We start from the raw sequence: 17,994 nt of genomic DNA on the forward strand, positions 1-17,994 counted from the left end.
CTGTCTTTCAGGATTCAATAAAATCTAAAAGGTTACTTGTAAACCTTAATGTAAAAGTCGTTTTAAAGATATTTTTTAACGTTGTTGTCGTGAGCAATGTGTTGATACTTAAATAGTATTAACGCATTGCTTTTTACTTTCTACCCTATATGTAGTAACCCTGCGCTCTTACCGCTAAGTTTTCATTATTGATAAATAATAAGTAAGGTCGCGCTTTGCTCTAATTTAAGTTGTCTTGCCTTATGACTACTCAAAATGTTGTCAAAAAACCAGTCGTTCCCATTAAAACCACACGAAGTGGTATCGTCACTGCGCTGATTGCTTTTTGTATATGGGGCGCATTTCCTTTATATTTTAAACAATTAGCCGCTTATAACGCGACAGAAATCATCGGTCATCGTATTGTTTGGACGTTTGCCTGTTTGCTCATCGTCGTGGTCGTGACCAAGCGCTGGCAGTGGATAGATACTTTAAAGCAAAATCCAAAGTGGATAGGATTGACTTTTTTGTCAGGTATTATTATCGCCACCAACTGGCTCACTTACGTATGGGCGGTCAATCACGATCAAATCCTTGAGGCGAGCTTAGGATATTTTATCGGGCCATTAGTTGGGGTGGCGCTATCGATGATTTTATTCAAAGAGCGTCTGCGACCTTTGCAATGGGTCGCGATTGGGTTTGCGCTGTTATCTGTCGTTATTCAGGTAGTCATGCTCGGTAGCCTGCCATGGCTATCGCTTATTCTTGCTTTTAGTTTTAGTACTTATGGCACGATTCAGCGCCAAACGCCATTGACTGCGGTCGATGCGATGTTTGTTGAAACAACGATGCTGGTACCTATCTTTATTTGGTGGTTTTGGCAAGCGGATGTGGTTAGTAGCCAGCTGAGCTTTTGGTTTACGCCAAACATCTGGTTATTGATGCTGGCAGGTCCGATTACGCTGATACCGTTACTGTTATTTAATAGATCGACTAAACTGGTTGCTTATAGTATTTTAAGCTTTATGAATTATCTGACGCCGACCTTTATTTTCTTCTTGGCGGTGTTTTATTATAAAGAGCCTTTTGACTTAAACCGTTTAGCCGTCTTTGGTTTGATTTGGCTCGGGCTGTTATTATTCAGCATAGACTTGTGGCGTCATCGCCCTAGTAAAGCGTTAAAAGCCGAGCGCTTGCGCGAAGAAGCGTTGCAGCAAAGTAAGTAAAAAAACAAAGTAAATAAAATTTTGGGCTAAAGACTTAAATTAAAAACCTCAGTTAAAAAATTAATAAATAAGGATGAGCGCATGTTTCATACCGAATCTGATGTGGTATTTGTCAAAGGCTTAACAGTAGAAGCAGTCATCGGTGTTTACGCATGGGAGCGCGCCATTACGCAGCCGCTCCTAATTGATATAGCGCTTGAAACAGATATCAGTAAAGCTGCTGTTTCAGACGATGTCCATGATGCGCTCAATTACAAAGCAGTCTGTGATGATGTCAGCGAATGGTGCCAAGCAATTAAAGCACAGTTACTTGAGCATTTGGCTGGGCAAATTGCTGATAAGCTGCTCGAAAAATACACCTGCCATAAAATCACATTAAGCGTTGCCAAGCCGACTGCTATCAAGCAAGCGGATGCGGTTGGGGTGCAAATCACCCGTTATGCCAAAGCCGGTGCTGACAAGCCAACTGCAAGCAAAGGCGATAATGCGTAACATGCATAAAAATCTGGCTAATTTGAATCTTGATGACTTAAAAAAGTGCGTGCCTGAACCGCTGCAAACGCATTCTGTGACGGCGGTGCTATTGGCTTTGGGTAGTAACTATCAAGCAGAAAAATACTTACCACGCGTTCGAGAAAAATTAGCCGTTTTAGGCGAGATACAGCTGTCCATGGCATTTCAAAACCCTGATTTTACGGCAACACCTGAGTTGCCAAAACCTGATTATACCAATCAGTGTGTTTATCTAACCCTTACATCTGCCATGACCTTGCAACAGTTGCAGCAGACCTTTAAGCAATTTGAAAGTGATTGCGGTAGACAGCGTTCCTCTGAGTCAATAAAAAATCCTATAAAAATAGTCACCATGGATATCGATATTTTACTAATAAAATTAGATGATAAACAAAATAGCCTAAGCAAAAAATGGATAATAATGGCGGATAGATATCCATTTAAGGCCCATGAAAGAGCAGGGATTGAGGAGTTAGTTTTAAATAGTTATTCAAAAGGTTAAGAAGGGTTTATTAAAGGATAATGTTTTTCTTTAAGTGCCTCAAAATAAAAGCTAGGCAAAATGCCCAGCTTTTATCAAATTTACATGGTTCAGCGCAAAAATTATTATTGCGCGGTCAAACCACCATCAACAATAAACTCTGAGCCGGTTGAGTAGCTTGAATCATCTGAAGCTAAGAATAGCACCATGCCGCTGACTTCTTCGGGCTGCGCCACACGTCTCATTGGAATGGTTTTGGCAAAAGCTTCAACCGCATCTTTGGTATCGCCTTGCATAATCATTGGAGTAGCGATGACGCCTGGATGAATGGAGTTTACGCGAATGCCGTGAGGGGCGCACTCCAATGCTGCGGCTTTGGTCATACCGCGTACCGCAAATTTAGAATCGGTATAGCCGATAGCGCCACCGACCAAACCGTTAATCGATGAGATATTGATGATAGAGCCTTGCTTGGCTGCTTTCATCGTTGGAATAACCGCTTTCATGCCTAAAAAGACCGATACTTGGTTAATCTCTAGAATCTTGCGGTAGTCTGCTACTGAGGTATCTAAGATAGATTTGTGCGTCGTGATACCTGCATTATTGACTAAGACATTGATTTGACCAAATTTTTCTTGGGTTGCTTTAACGACTTGTGCCCAATCATCTTCATTGGTGACATCATGCTTGATAAAGAGGGCGTTATCACCAAGCTCTTTTGCCAATGCATCGCCTTTTTCACTATTTATGTCGGTCAATACCACTTTAGCACCTTCTTCCAGACATAAACGCGCATGAGTTTCGCCCATCCCTTGAGCCGCGCCTGTGATAATGATAACTTTGTCTTGTAAACGAGCCATGAGATTTCCTATTTTTATTTATGGATAATGAAAAGTATAAGTCATCATGGCTGAATATTCATTAGTGGTTATAAAACCATAAGCGAATATTCAATATTTTTAGACAATAATTTTAAATTTAGCCTGTAAATCATACCTTTAAATAGTGAGTTTGAGAAAACGATGTATAAAGTGATATTAGATTTTTGTTTTAAAGAGGTCGGTAGCCAACAGTTTTTTGAGAAAGACGTAGATTTTGATAAGTTATTAATCGAGCGATACAGTGAATTGCTCGAGCAAGCAGCGGCGTCAGAGTTATATGAATGGCGATGTAGTATTGAGGGTAGGTTGGCTGAGATAATCATTTTAGACCAGTTTTCGCGCAACATTTATCGTGATACGCCAGCGGCCTTTGCTCAAGATAGTATGGCATTGGCGCTCGCTCAAGAAGCGGTTACTGCTGGCGCATTAGAAATACTTGAAACTGTAGAGGCGCGTAAGTTTGTACTTATGCCGTATATGCACAGTGAGTCAAAACTGATTCATCAACGAGCAGTCACTCTGTTTGAGCAATATACTAATGCCGATACCGTAGAGGCTGAGATGAAACATAAAGTCATTATCGATCGATTTGGTCGTTATCCTCATCGTAATGACATTTTAGGACGGGTTTCGACTGGCGAAGAAATAGAGTTTTTGACGCAGCCTGACTCGTCATTCTTATAAATATTATCTGTTTAATAGCTAATAGATAAAACGCTATTTATCAATTGGTTAACATAAAAAAAGAGGCTGTTTGGCCTCTTTTTATTTAGTATCTAATTATTTAGTATCTAATTATTTAGTATCTAATTATTTAGTATCTAAGATAGCTAGCAGCTTACTTCTGCTCAGCGCCTGCTGCATCCATATCAGACCGGCCAATCACATCTAAATCCTCTAAGCACAGCTTGTCGTATTCCTTTTTGCAAAAATTAGGATCGATTTGGCACATCGCGCTTTGCAACTGATCTAGGCGGTTTTCTGATTGCTGGATGTGCTCAAGCATTTTTGCAAAGGCTTCTGCGACAGGGTCTTGAGAGAAAGGGTCAATACCGTAGGCTTGAAAGGTTGTGGTTCGTTTGGTATTCGATACTGTGTCTTTTACTTTGTCAGTACTGCCAGCTTGCGCGACTTTTTCTTGCTGTTTGGCATCTTGGACTTTGGTCGCAATGGGGTTGCCTTTTTCATCGTGATTGTCTGAGATCATACGTGCCGCGCTACCGACCATGGTAGCGCCCGCTGGCACAGGTTTGACAACAACCGCATTTGAGCCGATTTTAGCGTTTTTACCGACGGTAAAGGGTCCTAATACTTTGGCACCCGCACCAACTGTCACGCCATCTTCTAGCGTTGGATGGCGTTTGCCATTATTCCACGAAACGCCGCCAAGGGTAACGCCATGATATAGAGTGACATCATTACCAATCTCTGCCGTTTCGCCAATCACAACCCCGACACCGTGGTCAATAAAGAAGCGCTTACCAATTTTGGCAGCAGGATGAATCTCGATACCAGTAACGATGCGTGAGCCATAGGAGATCACGCGCGCCGCCAGTTTGTGTTCATGATTCCAAAGATAATGGGCGCCACGATGTAAGACAAGCGCATGGATGCCAGGATAGGTCAGGATGACTTCCAGACTATTCCGTGCCGCTGGGTCACGGTTGAATACCGCATCGATGTCTTCTTTTAGGTCTTTTTTGATGCTGGCAAGCGATTTGAACAATTTGGCTGGCAATGACATAAGGCGTCCTATCGTATTTTTGATAACAATCTTTTTAGTTATAGCAGTTTAACAGTACAAAATATAGGGATGAGTGATAAATTAAAACAGAATATGCATAGATAAAACGCCAAGCTGTGACGATTTGTCTACAAACAATCCTATGTGACTATATATGCTAATTAATTATCACTCGTCACATATTTTAATAGCTCGACAACCTGTTCAGGCGTTTGCGCCCATGCCATGGCTGCCGCATCAACTTCTTTTAGCGGATGAATAATATCTTCAGCATGCAAGGTAATATAAGGCTTGCCCAAAGCGGCGCAGTAGCCTGCGTCAAATGCGGCGTTCCATTGTTTGTATTTATCGCCAAAGCGAATGATAGCGATATCACATTTTTGCATCATATTTTTGGTACGAATTGCATTCACCTTTGATGACTGATGGTCGCGCCAGAATCCATTGTCATTTTCACCCAACACATCACCAGCTGCATCGCTGGCTTCATGGTCAGTAACAGCTGAGGTAAAGGTAATAGCAAGACCATGCTCTTTCGCGCCTTGCATGATTTTTTGTCGCCAGTCGCTGTGTATTTCTCCAGATAAATAAACCGTCCAATTCACTGTTCACTCCTTTTTATTAGTAAATTCACTATTAAATCATAGCACTTACAAAACAGCAGTACTTACAAAACAGTAAATCTACTGTTGGCAATGCCAAAAGATCAACGCCCTAAAAACTGTGGATAAGACGCTTTAATCTTTTGCAAGCTTAGCAATTAAAGCGCTTAATAGCTGATATTCTTTTTGATCAAGCTGTAAGCGTGAGCCCAGTCGTGATAGGCGCGACGGTAAAGACTTTAGGTTTTCACTATCGGCCAGTCCGCGTTGAACCATCAATTCAGTCGTGCGCTGAGTCAGCTGCTGTAATTGCTGCTGGCTAATGGCGGGTTCATCCCATTGTTGCCGTAGATGAACATCTAATGTTGGCTGAACCGCTGCATTTTTATCATTATCTAGACGGTTGGTAGTCGCTTGATTATGGGTCTGCGCATAAGCAAAGATAAAGCTGGCAATCACTTGCACGGCTGAAGCTACGTTAAGCACTGGATATGCAGGATTGGCATCAATTTGAATATGATAATCAGCGTAAGCCAATTCTTCATTGGTCAATCCGCGGTCTTCACGCCCAAATAAGATAGCAATATTTGGCTTATTTGTAGATTGAGCATTTTCACTCAATTTAGTATTTTTATTATTATCGGCTACATCGAGAGCGGTTTGCTTATCGATAAAGTCAAACATGATTTTGGCAGCTTGCGTTGGCGTCACCACAGGGCGCGGTAAATGACGGCTACGACTGCTGGCCGCAAATACGAGCTGGCAATCCGCTATTGCTGATTCTAACGTCGGCGCTATAGTCGCTGATGATAACAAATCGCTACCACCCGCCGCATGAGAGACACTGGTCTCATCAATGGGCAGCTTAGGGTCAATGACAGTCAAACGCGATAAACCCATAGTGTGCATGGCGCGTGCTGCTGAGCCTATATTGGCAGGCAACGTGGTATTGACCATGACGATTTGCACACAAGACAAATAGTCGCTTACCGTATGATTGACGGTTGCGGCTGCTAAGATTGAGGAAGAATCGTGATTCATTACAACCCCAGTCTTTGGTTTATTTCTTGCTCAACACGTTGCAACGCTACTGCAACCGCTTCAATAAGTTCCGCTTTGTCGCTGATAAGTCGCTCGCGGCAAGCCTCTTGTAACTGCCCACTAAGATGCATCAATTGGGTTGCGCCCAAATTGGCACTGGCGCCTTTTAGCGCATGAGCAATTTCATAGCCATTGGCGTTGTCATCTTTTTGCTGCGCGCTTCTTAAGTCGGCAATGCGCTGCTGACTGTCGGTAAAATACACTTGTATCAAGTCAACAAATTCTTCTTCCAACAAGTCACGCAGGTCATCAAACTGCTCGTCATTGATAATCTCATTAAGTTGAGCATTCATATTATTATTTGGGTTTTCAGTCATGATCATGTGTCCAATAAAGTAAAAGTTACAGCAATTAAGTTAACTAACAATCAGGTTAACTATAATGAAAATGCAAATTGTCTTCGCTAACCATACTCTTTAATTGCTGTAAGTTATCATCGTTAGGATAGACGCGCCAATGCTCAGATAGTCCTACATTGGCAATGCCGTATTCTTCATAAATGCTCAACCCAAGGGGTAGGCAGTTATCATTAATAGAGGCATCGGTATTGCTAAGGGCATTATTGGCATAGCCATTGCTATTTTGATGTAGCGCATCTTGATGCATATCATTTTCTAGCGCCAATAAATCATTGCCATCTTCATCGTATAGGCTGCCACCCATCGATGGGTCATATGCGCCGTTACCGCTACCATTATTACCTTGCTCGTCCTGCTCATCGTTATAAGACAAGCGCGGCGCTGGTATGATGTCTGCTTGGGCAGATTTTAGCAGCGGCTGCATACGTGTCAGCAGGTTAATATCACTGCCATGGACTTTGATGCTGATTTTTTTCAGCCAACGCAAGCGCGCATCAACCATGCTCATGGCATTATCAAGACGGGCAAACAGGCGTCCGTCACGCTCACGAATACTGCCTTTAATGATGACCACTTCATCAATTTTTAACTGCTCTTTGACACGGTTAAAGCGCTCGGCATAACAGCTGACCTCTAAGCGTGACGTGCCATCGTCTAAGGTAATGACGTTACGCGTACCAAAATTGGCAATATCAATAATCAAACCGGCAAAGTAGCAGCTGCCGTTATAGCCGGTATCTGTCAACTTATCAAGACGGGCGCCTGAGGTATAACGTTTCAGCTCCTCACGATATTCATCGATAGGATGTCCGGTTAAATAGAGACCTAAGGTATTTTTTTCCGCTTTTAGGCGGTGCTTATCACCCCAAATCAGCTCCGGCGTCATAACGAGTGGCGGCGCAGCAACGACACCGTCCATTTCACCGAACAAGTCCATCATACCGATTTCACGGTTTTGACGATCTTGTTCCGCCGCTTGTACGGCACTTGGCAACTGACTCATCAGCGCACCGCGAATCTCGTATGCTTCATCGGCTGGCAAGTCAGGGCGTAAAGTTGCCGCAAAGTCATCAAAGCAGCCGGCACTGACCAAGGCTTCAAGCGTGCGTTTGTTAACCTTTTTAATATCAACGCGGCGGCAAAAGTCGTATAAGTCTTTAAACGGGCCATCCGTGCGGCGTGCATCAACGATAGATTCGACGGCACCTTCACCAACGCCTTTAATTGCACCCAAGCCATAAATAATATTGGTCGGCGTATCGGCGACGAAATGCCATTCACTACGATTTACCGATGGATTAACGACGGTCAACTCAAAGTTTTCACGGCAGTCATTGATAAAGAACACGACGTTATCGGTGTTGTTCATATCGGACGTTAGGACGGCTGCCATAAATTCGGCAGGGTAGTACTGTTTTAGATAAGCGGTCTGATAAGCAAGCACGCCATAAGCGGCAGAATGCGAGCGGTTAAAACCATAACCGGCAAACTTTTCCATCAAGTCAAAGACGCCGCCTGACGTCGCTTCATCAATACCTTGCGCCGTAGCACCTGTGACAAAAATATCGCGCTGCTTAGCCATTTCTTCAGGTTTCTTTTTACCCATGGCGCGGCGTAGCATATCGGCGCCGCCCAAGCTATAGCCTGCCATAACCTGCGAGATTTGCATCACCTGTTCTTGATAAACAATAACGCCGTTGGTGTTTTCTAATATTGGCTCAAGGTTTGGATGGTCATAAATGACTTCCTCGCGACCATGTTTACGGTCGATATACATCTCTACCATGCCTGCATCGAGCGGACCCGGACGATATAGCGCGCACATGGCGATGACGTCTTCGATATTGGTCGGTTGTAATTTGGCCAGATACTTTTTCATACCCATACTTTCTAGCTGAAAGACGGCAGTGGTCTTAGCATCTTGCAGGAGCTTATAGGCTTTTTTATCATCTAACGGCAAATCTTCTAATACAAGCGGGTCTTTGCCTTCTTTGTCGCGGCGTAGGTTGATGTTTTCAACAGCAGCGTTAATGACCGTTAAGTTACGCAGACCCAAAAAGTCAAACTTCACCAGCCCAACGGCTTCAACGTCATCTTTATCAAACTGGCTGACACGGTGGCCATCGTCATCACAATAGATGGCGCTAAAATCGGTGATTTTATGCGGGGCGATTAGTACGCCACCGGCATGTTTACCGACGTTTCGACACACACCTTCAAGCTTAATCGCCATCTCCCAAATCTCAATGGCATCTTCATAATCCATATTATCCGGATTGGAGATTAAGTCTTTAAGCTGCGGCTCTTGCTCAAGCGCCTGACTGAGCGTGATACCAGGTGTTTTTGGAATCAATTTAGACAATTTACTGGCAAGGAAGTACGATTTACTTTGTACCCGCGCCACATCTCGTACCACTGCTTTTGCTGCCATGGTACCAAAGGTAATAATCTGCGACACCGCTTCACGGCCATAAGTTTGCGCCACATAATCAATGACGCGGTCACGACCTTCAATACAAAAGTCAATATCGAAATCGGGCATTGAGACACGCTCGGGGTTTAAGAAGCGCTCAAAGAGTAAGTCGTAATGAATGGGGTCTAGGTCAGTAATATTTAACGCATAAGCGACCAATGAGCCAGCACCAGAACCACGACCTGGGCCTACCGGCACGCCATTGGCTTTTGCCCAGCGGATAAAGTCCATCACGATTAAGAAGTAACCGGGAAATCCCATAGATAAGATAACTTCGAGCTCGTACTCTAAGCGCTCATCATACTTTTGGCGAAAGTCGCTCCAGTTGTCAGTACGTGCTTCAATCGGAAATAGCTTGTCCAGTCGATGATTAAGACCGCGTATTGATTCAGCGCGGAAAAACGATTCAATCGTTTCGCCTTCAGGTACGGGGAATTCAGGTAGGACGTTAATGCCGAGCGTCAAAGTCACGTTACAGCGGGTCGCTAAGCACAAAGTATTTTCAATTACCTGTGGAATATCGGCAAATAGTTGTGCCATCTGTGCTTGGGTCTTAAGATATTGCTCATCTGAATACAGTCGTGGACGATTGGGGTCAGCAAGTACATACGAGCCTGCGATACAGACGCGCGCCTCATGAGCATCAAAATCGTCTTGCTCTAAAAAGCGCACATCATTATGGGCAATAATAGGAATGCGATGCTTGGCACCTGAGTGAATAGCCGCTTTAATAAAAGCGTCTTCACCTGAGCGGTTGGTGCGCTTGATAGCAAAATACAAGCGATCATCGAACTGTGCTTGCCATTCGGTTAGTAGCTCGTCAGCTTTTTCTGGCATGGAGCTGACCAGTGCTTGCCCGACATCAGATTTTTCAGTAAATAAAACAATAACACCAGCTGCGTGCTCTAAAACATGGCGACGCTCAACGACGGGCACACCATGATTGGCAACATCGGCGCGCCCTTCAGTAAAGCCAAGCGATACAATGCGGGTGATGTTTTGATAACCTTCATTGTCCATCGCCAGCAAAACCAAGCGCGTGTCTTCATTATCCATAATGATTTCACTGCCGATGATTGGCTTAATACCCGCACCTAAACAGGCACGATAAAACTTCACCGTGGCATAAAGGTTGGATAAATCGGTCAATGCCAGCGCACGTTGGTCGTCTGCCGCCGCTGCTTTGATAAGCGGCTTTATGCGCACGATAGAATCGGTGATTGAATATTCGCTGTGGATGCCAAGGTGTACAAATGCCATAGAGGACTCTTACGGATGCGATCAAAAAGGGTGTGGTGCTAAGAGAAAAGGTTAGAAGACATGGCACATTGCAAGCTCATTTACAAAGCTTTAGCAGTATTGATGCGGCGACAAGCGATTAATCGCTTGGTTTGGGTCTTCTAATCTTAACGGATAATAATAGCATTCTTTACCCATAACAGCCAATGATTCAGCGCCTAACAGCGAGGTGACCGACATTGAGAATAGGTCTGCTTAGCAATAAACTATTGTGCTCAAAACTATTATGCTTAAAGATATGTCGGTAGGTTTTTCTTAATCGATAAGCCTTTCATAAGCTGTCTATATAAAGCGGGCAAGTTGATAGGGTTTTGGATCGATAGCGTGCGCTTCATCAAAATAGTATGCTGCGATTATTTGTGCGCTAACGACCGCTTGCGTCAAGCCTAAGTGCTGATGACCAAAGTTTAAAAACACCCGCTCAATATTATCGATAACTGGTAAGGAATCTGATGTCGATGGTCGAAAGCCCATCCATGGCATACTATCAGCCGAATTTAATGGCGTTTTTAACATGGGCTGTGCGTGTTGTAAGAGTATGTGCGCCCGCTGCATATTAGCAGGGGCATCAAGTCCCGCATATTCCACTGTGCCCGCCAAGCGCAATCCTTCTTGCATCGGTGTCATCACAAAGCGCCGATCTAGACTGGTTACCGGCATCTGTAAGCGTGCGCTTTCATGAGGTAACATTAAGTGATAACCGCGCTCAGTATCTAGCGGAACCGTGACGCCTGTTAGCTGTTTGGCCAGTGTTTTAGAATGCGCGCCTGCCGATAACATCACTTTAGAAGCTACGATATCACCTTGGTTGGTCGTTAAATGAATGCCATCGATATTGGTCTTCGCTTCAAGGACGCGGCAATGCTCGATAATGTGACCGCCTAATTGTCTAAAGCTGCTACTAAGCTGGTTGATGACCGCTGTTAAGTTGGTGATATGGCCTGTGTTTGGGAAAAATAACGCCGCTAATTGGTTGTCTTTTAAGGCGGGTTCATATTCTAAAAGGCGCTCTTTTGTCAATAACTCATTAGCTACGCCGACATCATTAAGGCGTTTACCATGGGTCTTTAGAGAGTCTAAGCTACTAGTTTTTTCGATTGTTAATAACGCGCCTTTCACTTGTATCCAATCATCTAACTGCCACTGATGGGCAAAGTCTAACCATGCTGGTAGGCAATTATTATTTAAGCTTAATAACGCTTGATGAATACGGGCAAATGGCTCAGGGCGCATATTCATCAGCAGCTGAATGGCCCAAGGCGTCAAGCGTGGCAGATAGCGCCAATCTATGCGCAGTGGACCTGTTGGATTCAATAACATGGCTGGAATATGACGCAGCATACTGGCATCGGCAATCGGAAACACATGCTCTGGGGCGATATGTCCTGCGTTACCAAATGACGCGCCTTGTCCGACTTCATTTGCCTCTAGTAGGGCGACCTTTGCCCCTCGTGCTTGCAAGGTTACAGCCGTTACCAGTCCAATAATACCGCCGCCAATAATATGTAAGTCGAAATTTGGGGTGCTCATAAAGGTTCTCGATGAATCTCTCGACTGAGATGACTGTTATTGAAACATCGCCAAACGGCGGCTATGGCTGGCATAGTGCCGTCAGCTAATGGTTCAAGTAATTTATAAAGATGGTACTCATTTTATAAAGATAGTACTCATTCAGTTTCGCCAAACGCATTTAGCCTTTTTGCCAAATAGCATTTAGTATCGCAAAGCTAAATCAATAACCTACCACCGCGGCATCAACAATACGCGGGTCGGATGAGCCGTAAACACCATTTGGGGTAATCATAATCGACTGGGTTGAGCCCATGGCTGCTTGTGGATTGACCTTATGTCCCATTGACTCGAGCTTTTTAATCGTATCGATATTTAGGGCTTTTTCGATACGAATCTCATCGGGTAGCCACTGGTCATGGATACGCGGCGCGTGTGTGGCTTCAGCGATATTCATATCGTGGTCAATTACGTTTGAGATGACTTGCGTGACCGTGGTGATAATGCGGCTACCACCCGGGCTGCCGGTAACGATATAAGGTTTGCTGTCTTTAAATACCAGCGTTGGGCTCATCGAAGACAACGGGCGTTTATTGGCCTCGACCGCATTGGCATCGCCGCCGATTAAGCCATAACCATTGGGCACGCCGGGTTTCGCAGAAAAATCATCCATCTCGTTATTGAGTAGGATGCCTGTACCTTCAGCGACAAGCCCAGTGCCATAAGAAAAATTCAGCGTATAAGTATTGGCTACGGCATTGCCATCTTTATCGACGATAGAGAAGTGTGTGGTTTGATCGCTCTCGTACGGTAAGGGGTTATTAGCCTTGATGGTTGCCGCTGGCGTGGCTTTATTGGGATTGATCAACGTACGTAGTTTATCGGCATAAGGCTGCGAGGTTAAACCGCTGGCAGGCACGTCAATAAAGTCAGCATCTCCTAAATATTCTGCGCGATCGGCATAAGCCAATTGCATGGCCTCGCTCATCAAATGAATGGTTTGCGCGCTGTTTTGACCGTAGTCTTTTAGCGGATAACCTTCTAAGATATTTAAAATCTGCACGATATGAATGCCACCAGAGGACGGCGGCGGCATGGAGACAATCTCATAACCACGATAATCCCCTTTGACTGGCACGCGAGCAATGGCTTGATAATTGGCTAAGTCTTGCAAGCTCATATTACCGCCTGCTTCATTGACGGCTTTGACCAATTTACGCGCGGTTTCGCCTTTATAAAAACCATCATTGCCTTTTGCCGCAATCAGTTTAAGGGACTTTGCCAGCTCTGGCTGTTTTAAACGCTCACCCGGCTGATAGGCACTGCCGTCTGGTTTAAAAAATATCTTTTTGGTACTTGGCCATTTTTGTAAACGGTCACTTAACGCTTCTAGCGATTCGGACAACCCAGCGGTGACGGTTATGCCATCTTCAGCCAGTGCAATCGCTGGTGCCATGACTTGCCCGCGGCTCATGGTGCCATGATCTTCCAATGCTTTTAGTAAGCCTGCTACGGTGCCCGGCACGCCAACCGCCAAGCCATGATAACGGGATAAATCACTAACGGCATTGCCATCGCTATCAAGATACATATCACGCGCGGCGCTACTGGGCGCTTTTTCGCGATAATCGAGCGCCACCGTTTTGCCTTGCTTAGCATCATAAATCATCATAAATCCGCCACCACCGATATTGCCCGCACGCGGCAACGTCACGGCTAACGCAAAGCCAACGGCGACAGCGGCATCAACGGCATTACCGCCATCTTTTAAAATCTTTAAGCCGATATCAGAGGCAAGCGCTTCTTGGGTGGCGACCATGCCGTTTTTTGCCCAAACAGGGTGATGAATGGCGTCTTCAGAATAGATAGCTTGGTCGGTTTTGGTTGTCTTGCCACTAACGACGGCTGTGCCTGTGGCGGTCTTGGGCGCTAGGGCAGAGGATTTCGATTTTGTAACGCGCTGAGTTTCGGACAATACAGTCGGATTATCAGCCATAATCGCTAAATTAATCGCATTGGTGTTAATCGAGGTTGGATTGACGGTATTTTTTGCGGTCGTAGGTTTGGTTTCTGCGGCGTGAGCAGAGACCGTTAGCAATAGCGTGCTAGTGATAATCAGCGCAGCAGATTTTAATTTTTTATGGGTGAGCGTTTGGGTGCTATGAGAATGAGAAAACAAAGTTGACATCGCAAAGTCCTTTTTACGAGGGTGAAAAAAATTGAGCTAAAAAGAGAGGTGAATCAATAAGGTTAAATAGTAACGAATATTGCCAGTAGTAGAAAGGGCTTTACTATTTTTGTTTTCAGATAAAGAAGCCCGTTATAAGGTAGTTAAGCTTTGTAAATTTGAGAGATAAAAAAAGAGCCAAAAAAAAGCGCACCGGCTAACCGATGCGCTTTTTTAAATGTTCTTACTTTATCTAATTAATGCTTTTTAATTCCATGGCTTATATCTTACTGTGCTTGGTTATGCATTTGACGGTTTTTTGAACCATGATGACCTTTTGCTTTTCTTTCTGATTTTAATTGTGCCATTTTTTGACGTTGTTCAGGGGTCAGGACTTGCGAGATAGCATGCTCAGTTTGTACGCGTTCAATAAAGCGCTGCTTGGTCTTTGCCGCTTGTTGATCGGCTAGGCGGTTAACTGCTGCGGCATCTAAGGTTTTGGCATTGGTCAACGCTTGCATTTGTTGTTGCATTTGCGCGCGTTCAGCTTGATATTTGCTACGATCTTTTTTGTTGCCACTATATTTTTCTTGCATAATAGCTTTGATTTGTGCCTGCTGCGTCGTTGTCAAATCCAACTGCGACATAGGGCCTCTCATGCCACCTTTATGCATGCCGTCTTTCATGCCAGCTCTATGCTGCTTTTGCATGCTAGTCGTTGTTGGCGTTGCTGACGTCGTATCGGTGGTTGCGTTGACACTGGTACAGCCCGTAACCGTTAAGACGCTAGATATCGCGAGTACTGAGCCTATCAATAATTTTTTCATTATCATTACCTTAAATTATGGTGCAAACGTTAATTATTACGAAAAGAGGTTTTTTATCTGAGAAGTAATGATTATCAAGTGTCCCGGATAGCCACTATGAATCATCATTTGCCATCAGTATTTGTTGCTGATAGCGACTATCATACGACAGCTAGAAGTTGCGAACATTTATGAAATATTAAGAAAGGTAACGTTTGTGGCGCATTGATGGGCGCTTGCCTGATAATATCAGCCATACTATGGCATGCTTAGAATCATTTGACTGAGCGGCGAGAAGGTAGATAAGAGTGGAGGATAACGATGCCAAACATTTTATTGGGTGACGATGATGAAGAGTTGACCCAACTGCTGCAAGAGTATTTGCATAATCATGGCATCCAAAGTGACTGTGTTCATGATGGCGAGGCGGTCATCGAACGCTTAAAAGTAGCGATGCATGATAGTGCATCTTATGATTTATTGGTGCTCGATATTATGATGCCAAAGATAGATGGGCTCAGTGTCCTGCGTCAGCTGCCAGCGATTAGCGATATTCCCGTCATTATGTTGACGGCAAAAGGTGAGGAGATTGATCGTATTATTGGGCTGGAGCTTGGCGCGGATGACTATATTACTAAGCCTTGTAACCCACGTGAGCTGCTGGCACGTATTAACGCGGTGATTAAACGCAGCCGTATTACCGCATCGGGTGCAGCCACCTCAGAACATACCCCTTTGCCAGAGAGTCGCCTGCATTTGGACCAAAATCAGCGTATCTGTCAAATAGATGGCATTGAGCTACAAGTCACTGGTACAGAGTTTGATTTATTATTGGCCCTCCTCAAGCAAAAAGGCGAGGTGGTGAGCAAAGCATGGTTGTCACAAAATGTCTTACAGCGTGAATTGCAACCGTTTGATCGCAGCCTTGATGTGCATGTATCACGCCTGCGTAAAAAACTTCAGCCTTTTCACGATGAGTCTATCAAGGCAATTCGTGGTAAAGGCTATCAGTTGGTACTGTAATGACGGACGCATCGATGCCTACTTCTACATTTAAGCCAAGAATTACGCTATTTTGGCGGCTATTTCTCAGCCTGTTATTGACAGTGCTTATCACCTCTATCATCTCTGTCATGGTAGAACGTTGGCTCAATGGCAAAGAGTTAAGCGCTCGGATGGACGTGCAAATTGACAGTCTTTTACTCAAGCGGCAAGAAGTGGTTGCGGCGCTACAAGCGGGTGATTTATTGGCCGTCAGGCAGCTGTACCGGCAAGACCGTCGATTGATGAGTCAAATCAGGATTTATGATGAGCAGGGCGCTATTATTTTTCCGCGGTATCGTTATAGGGAAGAGCGTCAAACAAACGGTCAGGAAGTGGAGCGTGACCTACCATCGCATGCTATGTCTGAGAATCGTAGAGCGCATAATGATAAAAATGACAGCACCTATGAAAAGCCTTCTTTCATTAATGAAATCCTGCATCCAGCGATGCCCAATAGAGAAGTGATTTTTGACCCTAATAATCGCCCAGAATTGGCAGATTTAACCGTAGATTTGCCGGACGGGCAAACGGCCATTATACAACTGCGCCCGCATTTGCGTTTTGCTGATGTCTTGGCGCTGCAACGCGGTAATTTTACCGTGCGTTTACTGCTGATTATTCTCTTTAGTACTTTGGTCTGCTTTTGGCTCAGTCGTACGCTGACTCGGCGCATCGGTCAGGTGCAACATACCGTGCACCGTATGATTGATGGCGATTACCAAGTCAATCCCCATTTATCAGAATTAGGCTCTGATGAGCTAGGACTATTGGCAAAAGATGTGGCCCAATTATCAACCCGATTGGCGGAGAGTGAGCTTGCGCGCAAGCAGATGTTAAGTGATATCTCGCATGAGCTGCGTTCGCCACTGGCGCGCCTTGATGTGGCTACTGAGCTGACGCGTGACTTTGCGCCCGATGCCAGCCGTTACCTTGACCGTATCGATAAGGAATCGGCACGTATGAATGAGCTGATTGAGCAAATCATTCATATTCAATCGTTACAAATGCAGCAATATACCATCGATAATTTGGAAAATCATGCCGTAGATATAGTTGAAATCATCACTGAGATTGGTAAAGACGTCTGTTTTGAGTTTCAGCATAAAAACGTGCACTGGCAATGGACGCCGCCCGATGCTTTATTATCTTCATCATCTGATGCGTCTGTGACTGTGCTTGGCAATCAAGAACAGTTGCATAGCGCCCTTGAAAACATCATTCGTAATGCTTTTATGCACACTCCTGCAGGCTCAACTGTCACGGCTGAAGTCACAAAAACACCGTTAGATAATAAAAGAGATGCTATTCAAATTAGCATCACAGATGAGGGTGGCGGGGTAGCGGAAAAAGAGGTAGAACGTATTTTTCAGCCTTTTGTACGCCTTGATAGTGCGCGCCACAGGGAAACGGGCGGCTATGGATTGGGCTTGGCCATCGTTCATGCGGTCGTCATCGCCCATAAAGGTCAAATCACGGCTTATAATCGTCAAGACGGCAAAATGGGGTTAGTAATAAAAATAACGCTGCCTGCGAAATAAAAAACCTAAATAATAACGTATTTACTTAACATATATTCACTTTTACGAATATAGTGGGTAAGCGGTATTAAATCCCCGACGAGCGGCATTATTACTCTCTGTATATTCGTTAATAATAATATACAGAGAGTAATAATGATTTTACAAAACAAGACGTACTGTTTGTTAAGTGTTGACACGAGTAACAATCCCCAAATATAGCTTTTACCCTATGAGTATATAACCCGTTTTATTTTGTCATATCAACTCTCTAAAAATGGATTTTAACTTTG

Annotated in this window: 16 protein-coding genes; 6 read left to right on the forward strand and 10 right to left on the reverse strand. The window is 44.4% G+C overall.

The genetic code is table 11. The features are described from left to right. The first annotated feature begins 242 nt into the window (after positions 1-242). The 3 genes from rarD to QJS82_RS04570 all read left to right on the forward strand — a co-directional run bounded on the left by rarD (position 243) and on the right by QJS82_RS04570 (position 2,220). Positions 243-1,205 carry an EamA family transporter RarD gene (rarD, locus tag QJS82_RS04560; RefSeq protein WP_201618583.1) on the forward strand — a complete coding sequence of 321 codons (963 nt, stop codon included), beginning with the start codon at positions 243-245 and terminating at the stop codon, positions 1,203-1,205. Positions 1,206-1,286: 81 nt separating this feature from the next. Further along, positions 1,287-1,697 carry a dihydroneopterin aldolase gene (gene folB, locus QJS82_RS04565; protein WP_201618582.1) on the forward strand — a complete coding sequence of 137 codons (411 nt, stop codon included), beginning with the start codon at positions 1,287-1,289 and terminating at the stop codon, positions 1,695-1,697. Continuing rightward, the gene (locus QJS82_RS04570; RefSeq protein WP_281491372.1) at positions 1,690-2,220 is read left to right on the forward strand and encodes a 2-amino-4-hydroxy-6-hydroxymethyldihydropteridine diphosphokinase; all 531 of its coding nucleotides are present in this window, start codon (positions 1,690-1,692) and stop codon (positions 2,218-2,220) included. Before folB ends, QJS82_RS04570 begins: the two co-directional genes overlap by 8 nt. A 104-nt stretch (positions 2,221-2,324) precedes the next feature. Here the strand turns inward: QJS82_RS04570 and QJS82_RS04575 are convergent, their stop codons facing one another. Continuing rightward, entirely contained in the window at positions 2,325-3,059 is a 735-nt protein-coding gene (locus tag QJS82_RS04575) for a glucose 1-dehydrogenase (RefSeq protein WP_281491373.1), read from the reverse strand. Positions 3,060-3,221: 162 nt separating this feature from the next. Between QJS82_RS04575 and QJS82_RS04580 the strand changes: the two genes are divergently transcribed. After that, entirely contained in the window at positions 3,222-3,764 is a 543-nt protein-coding gene (locus tag QJS82_RS04580; protein ID WP_201618580.1) for a DUF924 family protein, read from the forward strand. Positions 3,765-3,918: 154 nt separating this feature from the next. Here the strand turns inward: QJS82_RS04580 and cysE are convergent, their stop codons facing one another. From cysE to QJS82_RS04625, 9 genes are all read right to left on the reverse strand, one after another. Then, positions 3,919-4,824 (reverse strand): serine O-acetyltransferase, encoded by a 906-nt coding sequence (gene cysE, locus QJS82_RS04585; RefSeq protein ID WP_281491374.1) that lies wholly within the window; start codon positions 4,822-4,824, stop codon positions 3,919-3,921. A gap of 161 nt (positions 4,825-4,985) precedes the next feature. Beyond that, positions 4,986-5,429: a YtoQ family protein gene (locus tag QJS82_RS04590; RefSeq protein WP_201618578.1), complete on the reverse strand. Its 444-nt coding sequence runs from the start codon at positions 5,427-5,429 to the stop codon at positions 4,986-4,988. A gap of 132 nt (positions 5,430-5,561) precedes the next feature. After that, a complete protein-coding gene (locus QJS82_RS04595; protein ID WP_281491375.1) occupies positions 5,562-6,467 on the reverse strand; it encodes an RNA methyltransferase in 906 nt (301 codons plus the stop codon). After that, the gene (locus QJS82_RS04600) at positions 6,467-6,844 is read right to left on the reverse strand and encodes an Hpt domain-containing protein (protein ID WP_281491376.1); all 378 of its coding nucleotides are present in this window, start codon (positions 6,842-6,844) and stop codon (positions 6,467-6,469) included. Before QJS82_RS04600 ends, QJS82_RS04595 begins: the two co-directional genes overlap by 1 nt. A 55-nt stretch (positions 6,845-6,899) precedes the next feature. Beyond that, the gene (gene dnaE, locus QJS82_RS04605; protein ID WP_281491377.1) at positions 6,900-10,619 is read right to left on the reverse strand and encodes a DNA polymerase III subunit alpha; all 3,720 of its coding nucleotides are present in this window, start codon (positions 10,617-10,619) and stop codon (positions 6,900-6,902) included. Positions 10,620-10,709: 90 nt separating this feature from the next. Further along, positions 10,710-10,838: a hypothetical protein gene (locus tag QJS82_RS04610; RefSeq protein WP_281491378.1), complete on the reverse strand. Its 129-nt coding sequence runs from the start codon at positions 10,836-10,838 to the stop codon at positions 10,710-10,712. A 102-nt stretch (positions 10,839-10,940) separates the two neighbouring features. Then, entirely contained in the window at positions 10,941-12,188 is a 1,248-nt protein-coding gene (locus tag QJS82_RS04615; protein ID WP_281491379.1) for an NAD(P)/FAD-dependent oxidoreductase, read from the reverse strand. A gap of 202 nt (positions 12,189-12,390) precedes the next feature. Continuing rightward, positions 12,391-14,355, reverse strand: a complete 1,965-nt coding sequence (gene ggt, locus QJS82_RS04620; RefSeq protein WP_281491380.1) for a gamma-glutamyltransferase — start codon at positions 14,353-14,355, stop codon at positions 12,391-12,393. A 266-nt stretch (positions 14,356-14,621) separates the two neighbouring features. After that, on the reverse strand, positions 14,622-15,161 hold the full coding sequence (locus tag QJS82_RS04625; protein WP_281491381.1) for a Spy/CpxP family protein refolding chaperone: 540 nt from the start codon (positions 15,159-15,161) through the stop codon (positions 14,622-14,624). Positions 15,162-15,461: 300 nt separating this feature from the next. Between QJS82_RS04625 and QJS82_RS04630 the strand changes: the two genes are divergently transcribed. Together QJS82_RS04630 and QJS82_RS04635 are read left to right on the forward strand one after the other, a co-directional pair. After that, entirely contained in the window at positions 15,462-16,163 is a 702-nt protein-coding gene (locus QJS82_RS04630) for a response regulator (RefSeq protein ID WP_281491382.1), read from the forward strand. A 14-nt stretch (positions 16,164-16,177) separates the two neighbouring features. Next, complete coding sequence (locus QJS82_RS04635; protein WP_281491383.1) at positions 16,178-17,722, forward strand: sensor histidine kinase; 1,545 nt, start codon at positions 16,178-16,180, stop codon at positions 17,720-17,722. Positions 17,723-17,994: the final 272 nt, after the last annotated feature.

Origin of the sequence: Psychrobacter maritimus (assembly GCF_029953575.1) — a bacterium.
In the GTDB taxonomy this organism is placed as follows: Bacteria; Pseudomonadota; Gammaproteobacteria; order Pseudomonadales; family Moraxellaceae; genus Psychrobacter; species Psychrobacter maritimus.

Coding starts and splice junctions, on each gene's coding strand:
- folB (WP_201618582.1), top strand. CDS start 1,287: ATGTTTCATACCGAATCTGATGTGGTATTTGTCAAAGGCTTAACAGTA.
- QJS82_RS04630 (WP_281491382.1), top strand. CDS start 15,462: ATGCCAAACATTTTATTGGGTGACGATGATGAAGAGTTGACCCAACTG.
- QJS82_RS04610 (WP_281491378.1), bottom strand. CDS start 10,838: ATGTCGGTCACCTCGCTGTTAGGCGCTGAATCATTGGCTGTTATGGGT.
- QJS82_RS04575 (WP_281491373.1), bottom strand. CDS start 3,059: ATGGCTCGTTTACAAGACAAAGTTATCATTATCACAGGCGCGGCTCAA.
- QJS82_RS04600 (WP_281491376.1), bottom strand. CDS start 6,844: ATGACTGAAAACCCAAATAATAATATGAATGCTCAACTTAATGAGATT.
- QJS82_RS04615 (WP_281491379.1), bottom strand. CDS start 12,188: ATGAGCACCCCAAATTTCGACTTACATATTATTGGCGGCGGTATTATT.
- dnaE (WP_281491377.1), bottom strand. CDS start 10,619: ATGGCATTTGTACACCTTGGCATCCACAGCGAATATTCAATCACCGAT.
- QJS82_RS04595 (WP_281491375.1), bottom strand. CDS start 6,467: ATGAATCACGATTCTTCCTCAATCTTAGCAGCCGCAACCGTCAATCAT.
- QJS82_RS04580 (WP_201618580.1), top strand. CDS start 3,222: ATGTATAAAGTGATATTAGATTTTTGTTTTAAAGAGGTCGGTAGCCAA.
- QJS82_RS04625 (WP_281491381.1), bottom strand. CDS start 15,161: ATGAAAAAATTATTGATAGGCTCAGTACTCGCGATATCTAGCGTCTTA.
- cysE (WP_281491374.1), bottom strand. CDS start 4,824: ATGTCATTGCCAGCCAAATTGTTCAAATCGCTTGCCAGCATCAAAAAA.
- rarD (WP_201618583.1), top strand. CDS start 243: ATGACTACTCAAAATGTTGTCAAAAAACCAGTCGTTCCCATTAAAACC.
- QJS82_RS04570 (WP_281491372.1), top strand. CDS start 1,690: ATGCGTAACATGCATAAAAATCTGGCTAATTTGAATCTTGATGACTTA.
- ggt (WP_281491380.1), bottom strand. CDS start 14,355: ATGTCAACTTTGTTTTCTCATTCTCATAGCACCCAAACGCTCACCCAT.
- QJS82_RS04635 (WP_281491383.1), top strand. CDS start 16,178: ATGCCTACTTCTACATTTAAGCCAAGAATTACGCTATTTTGGCGGCTA.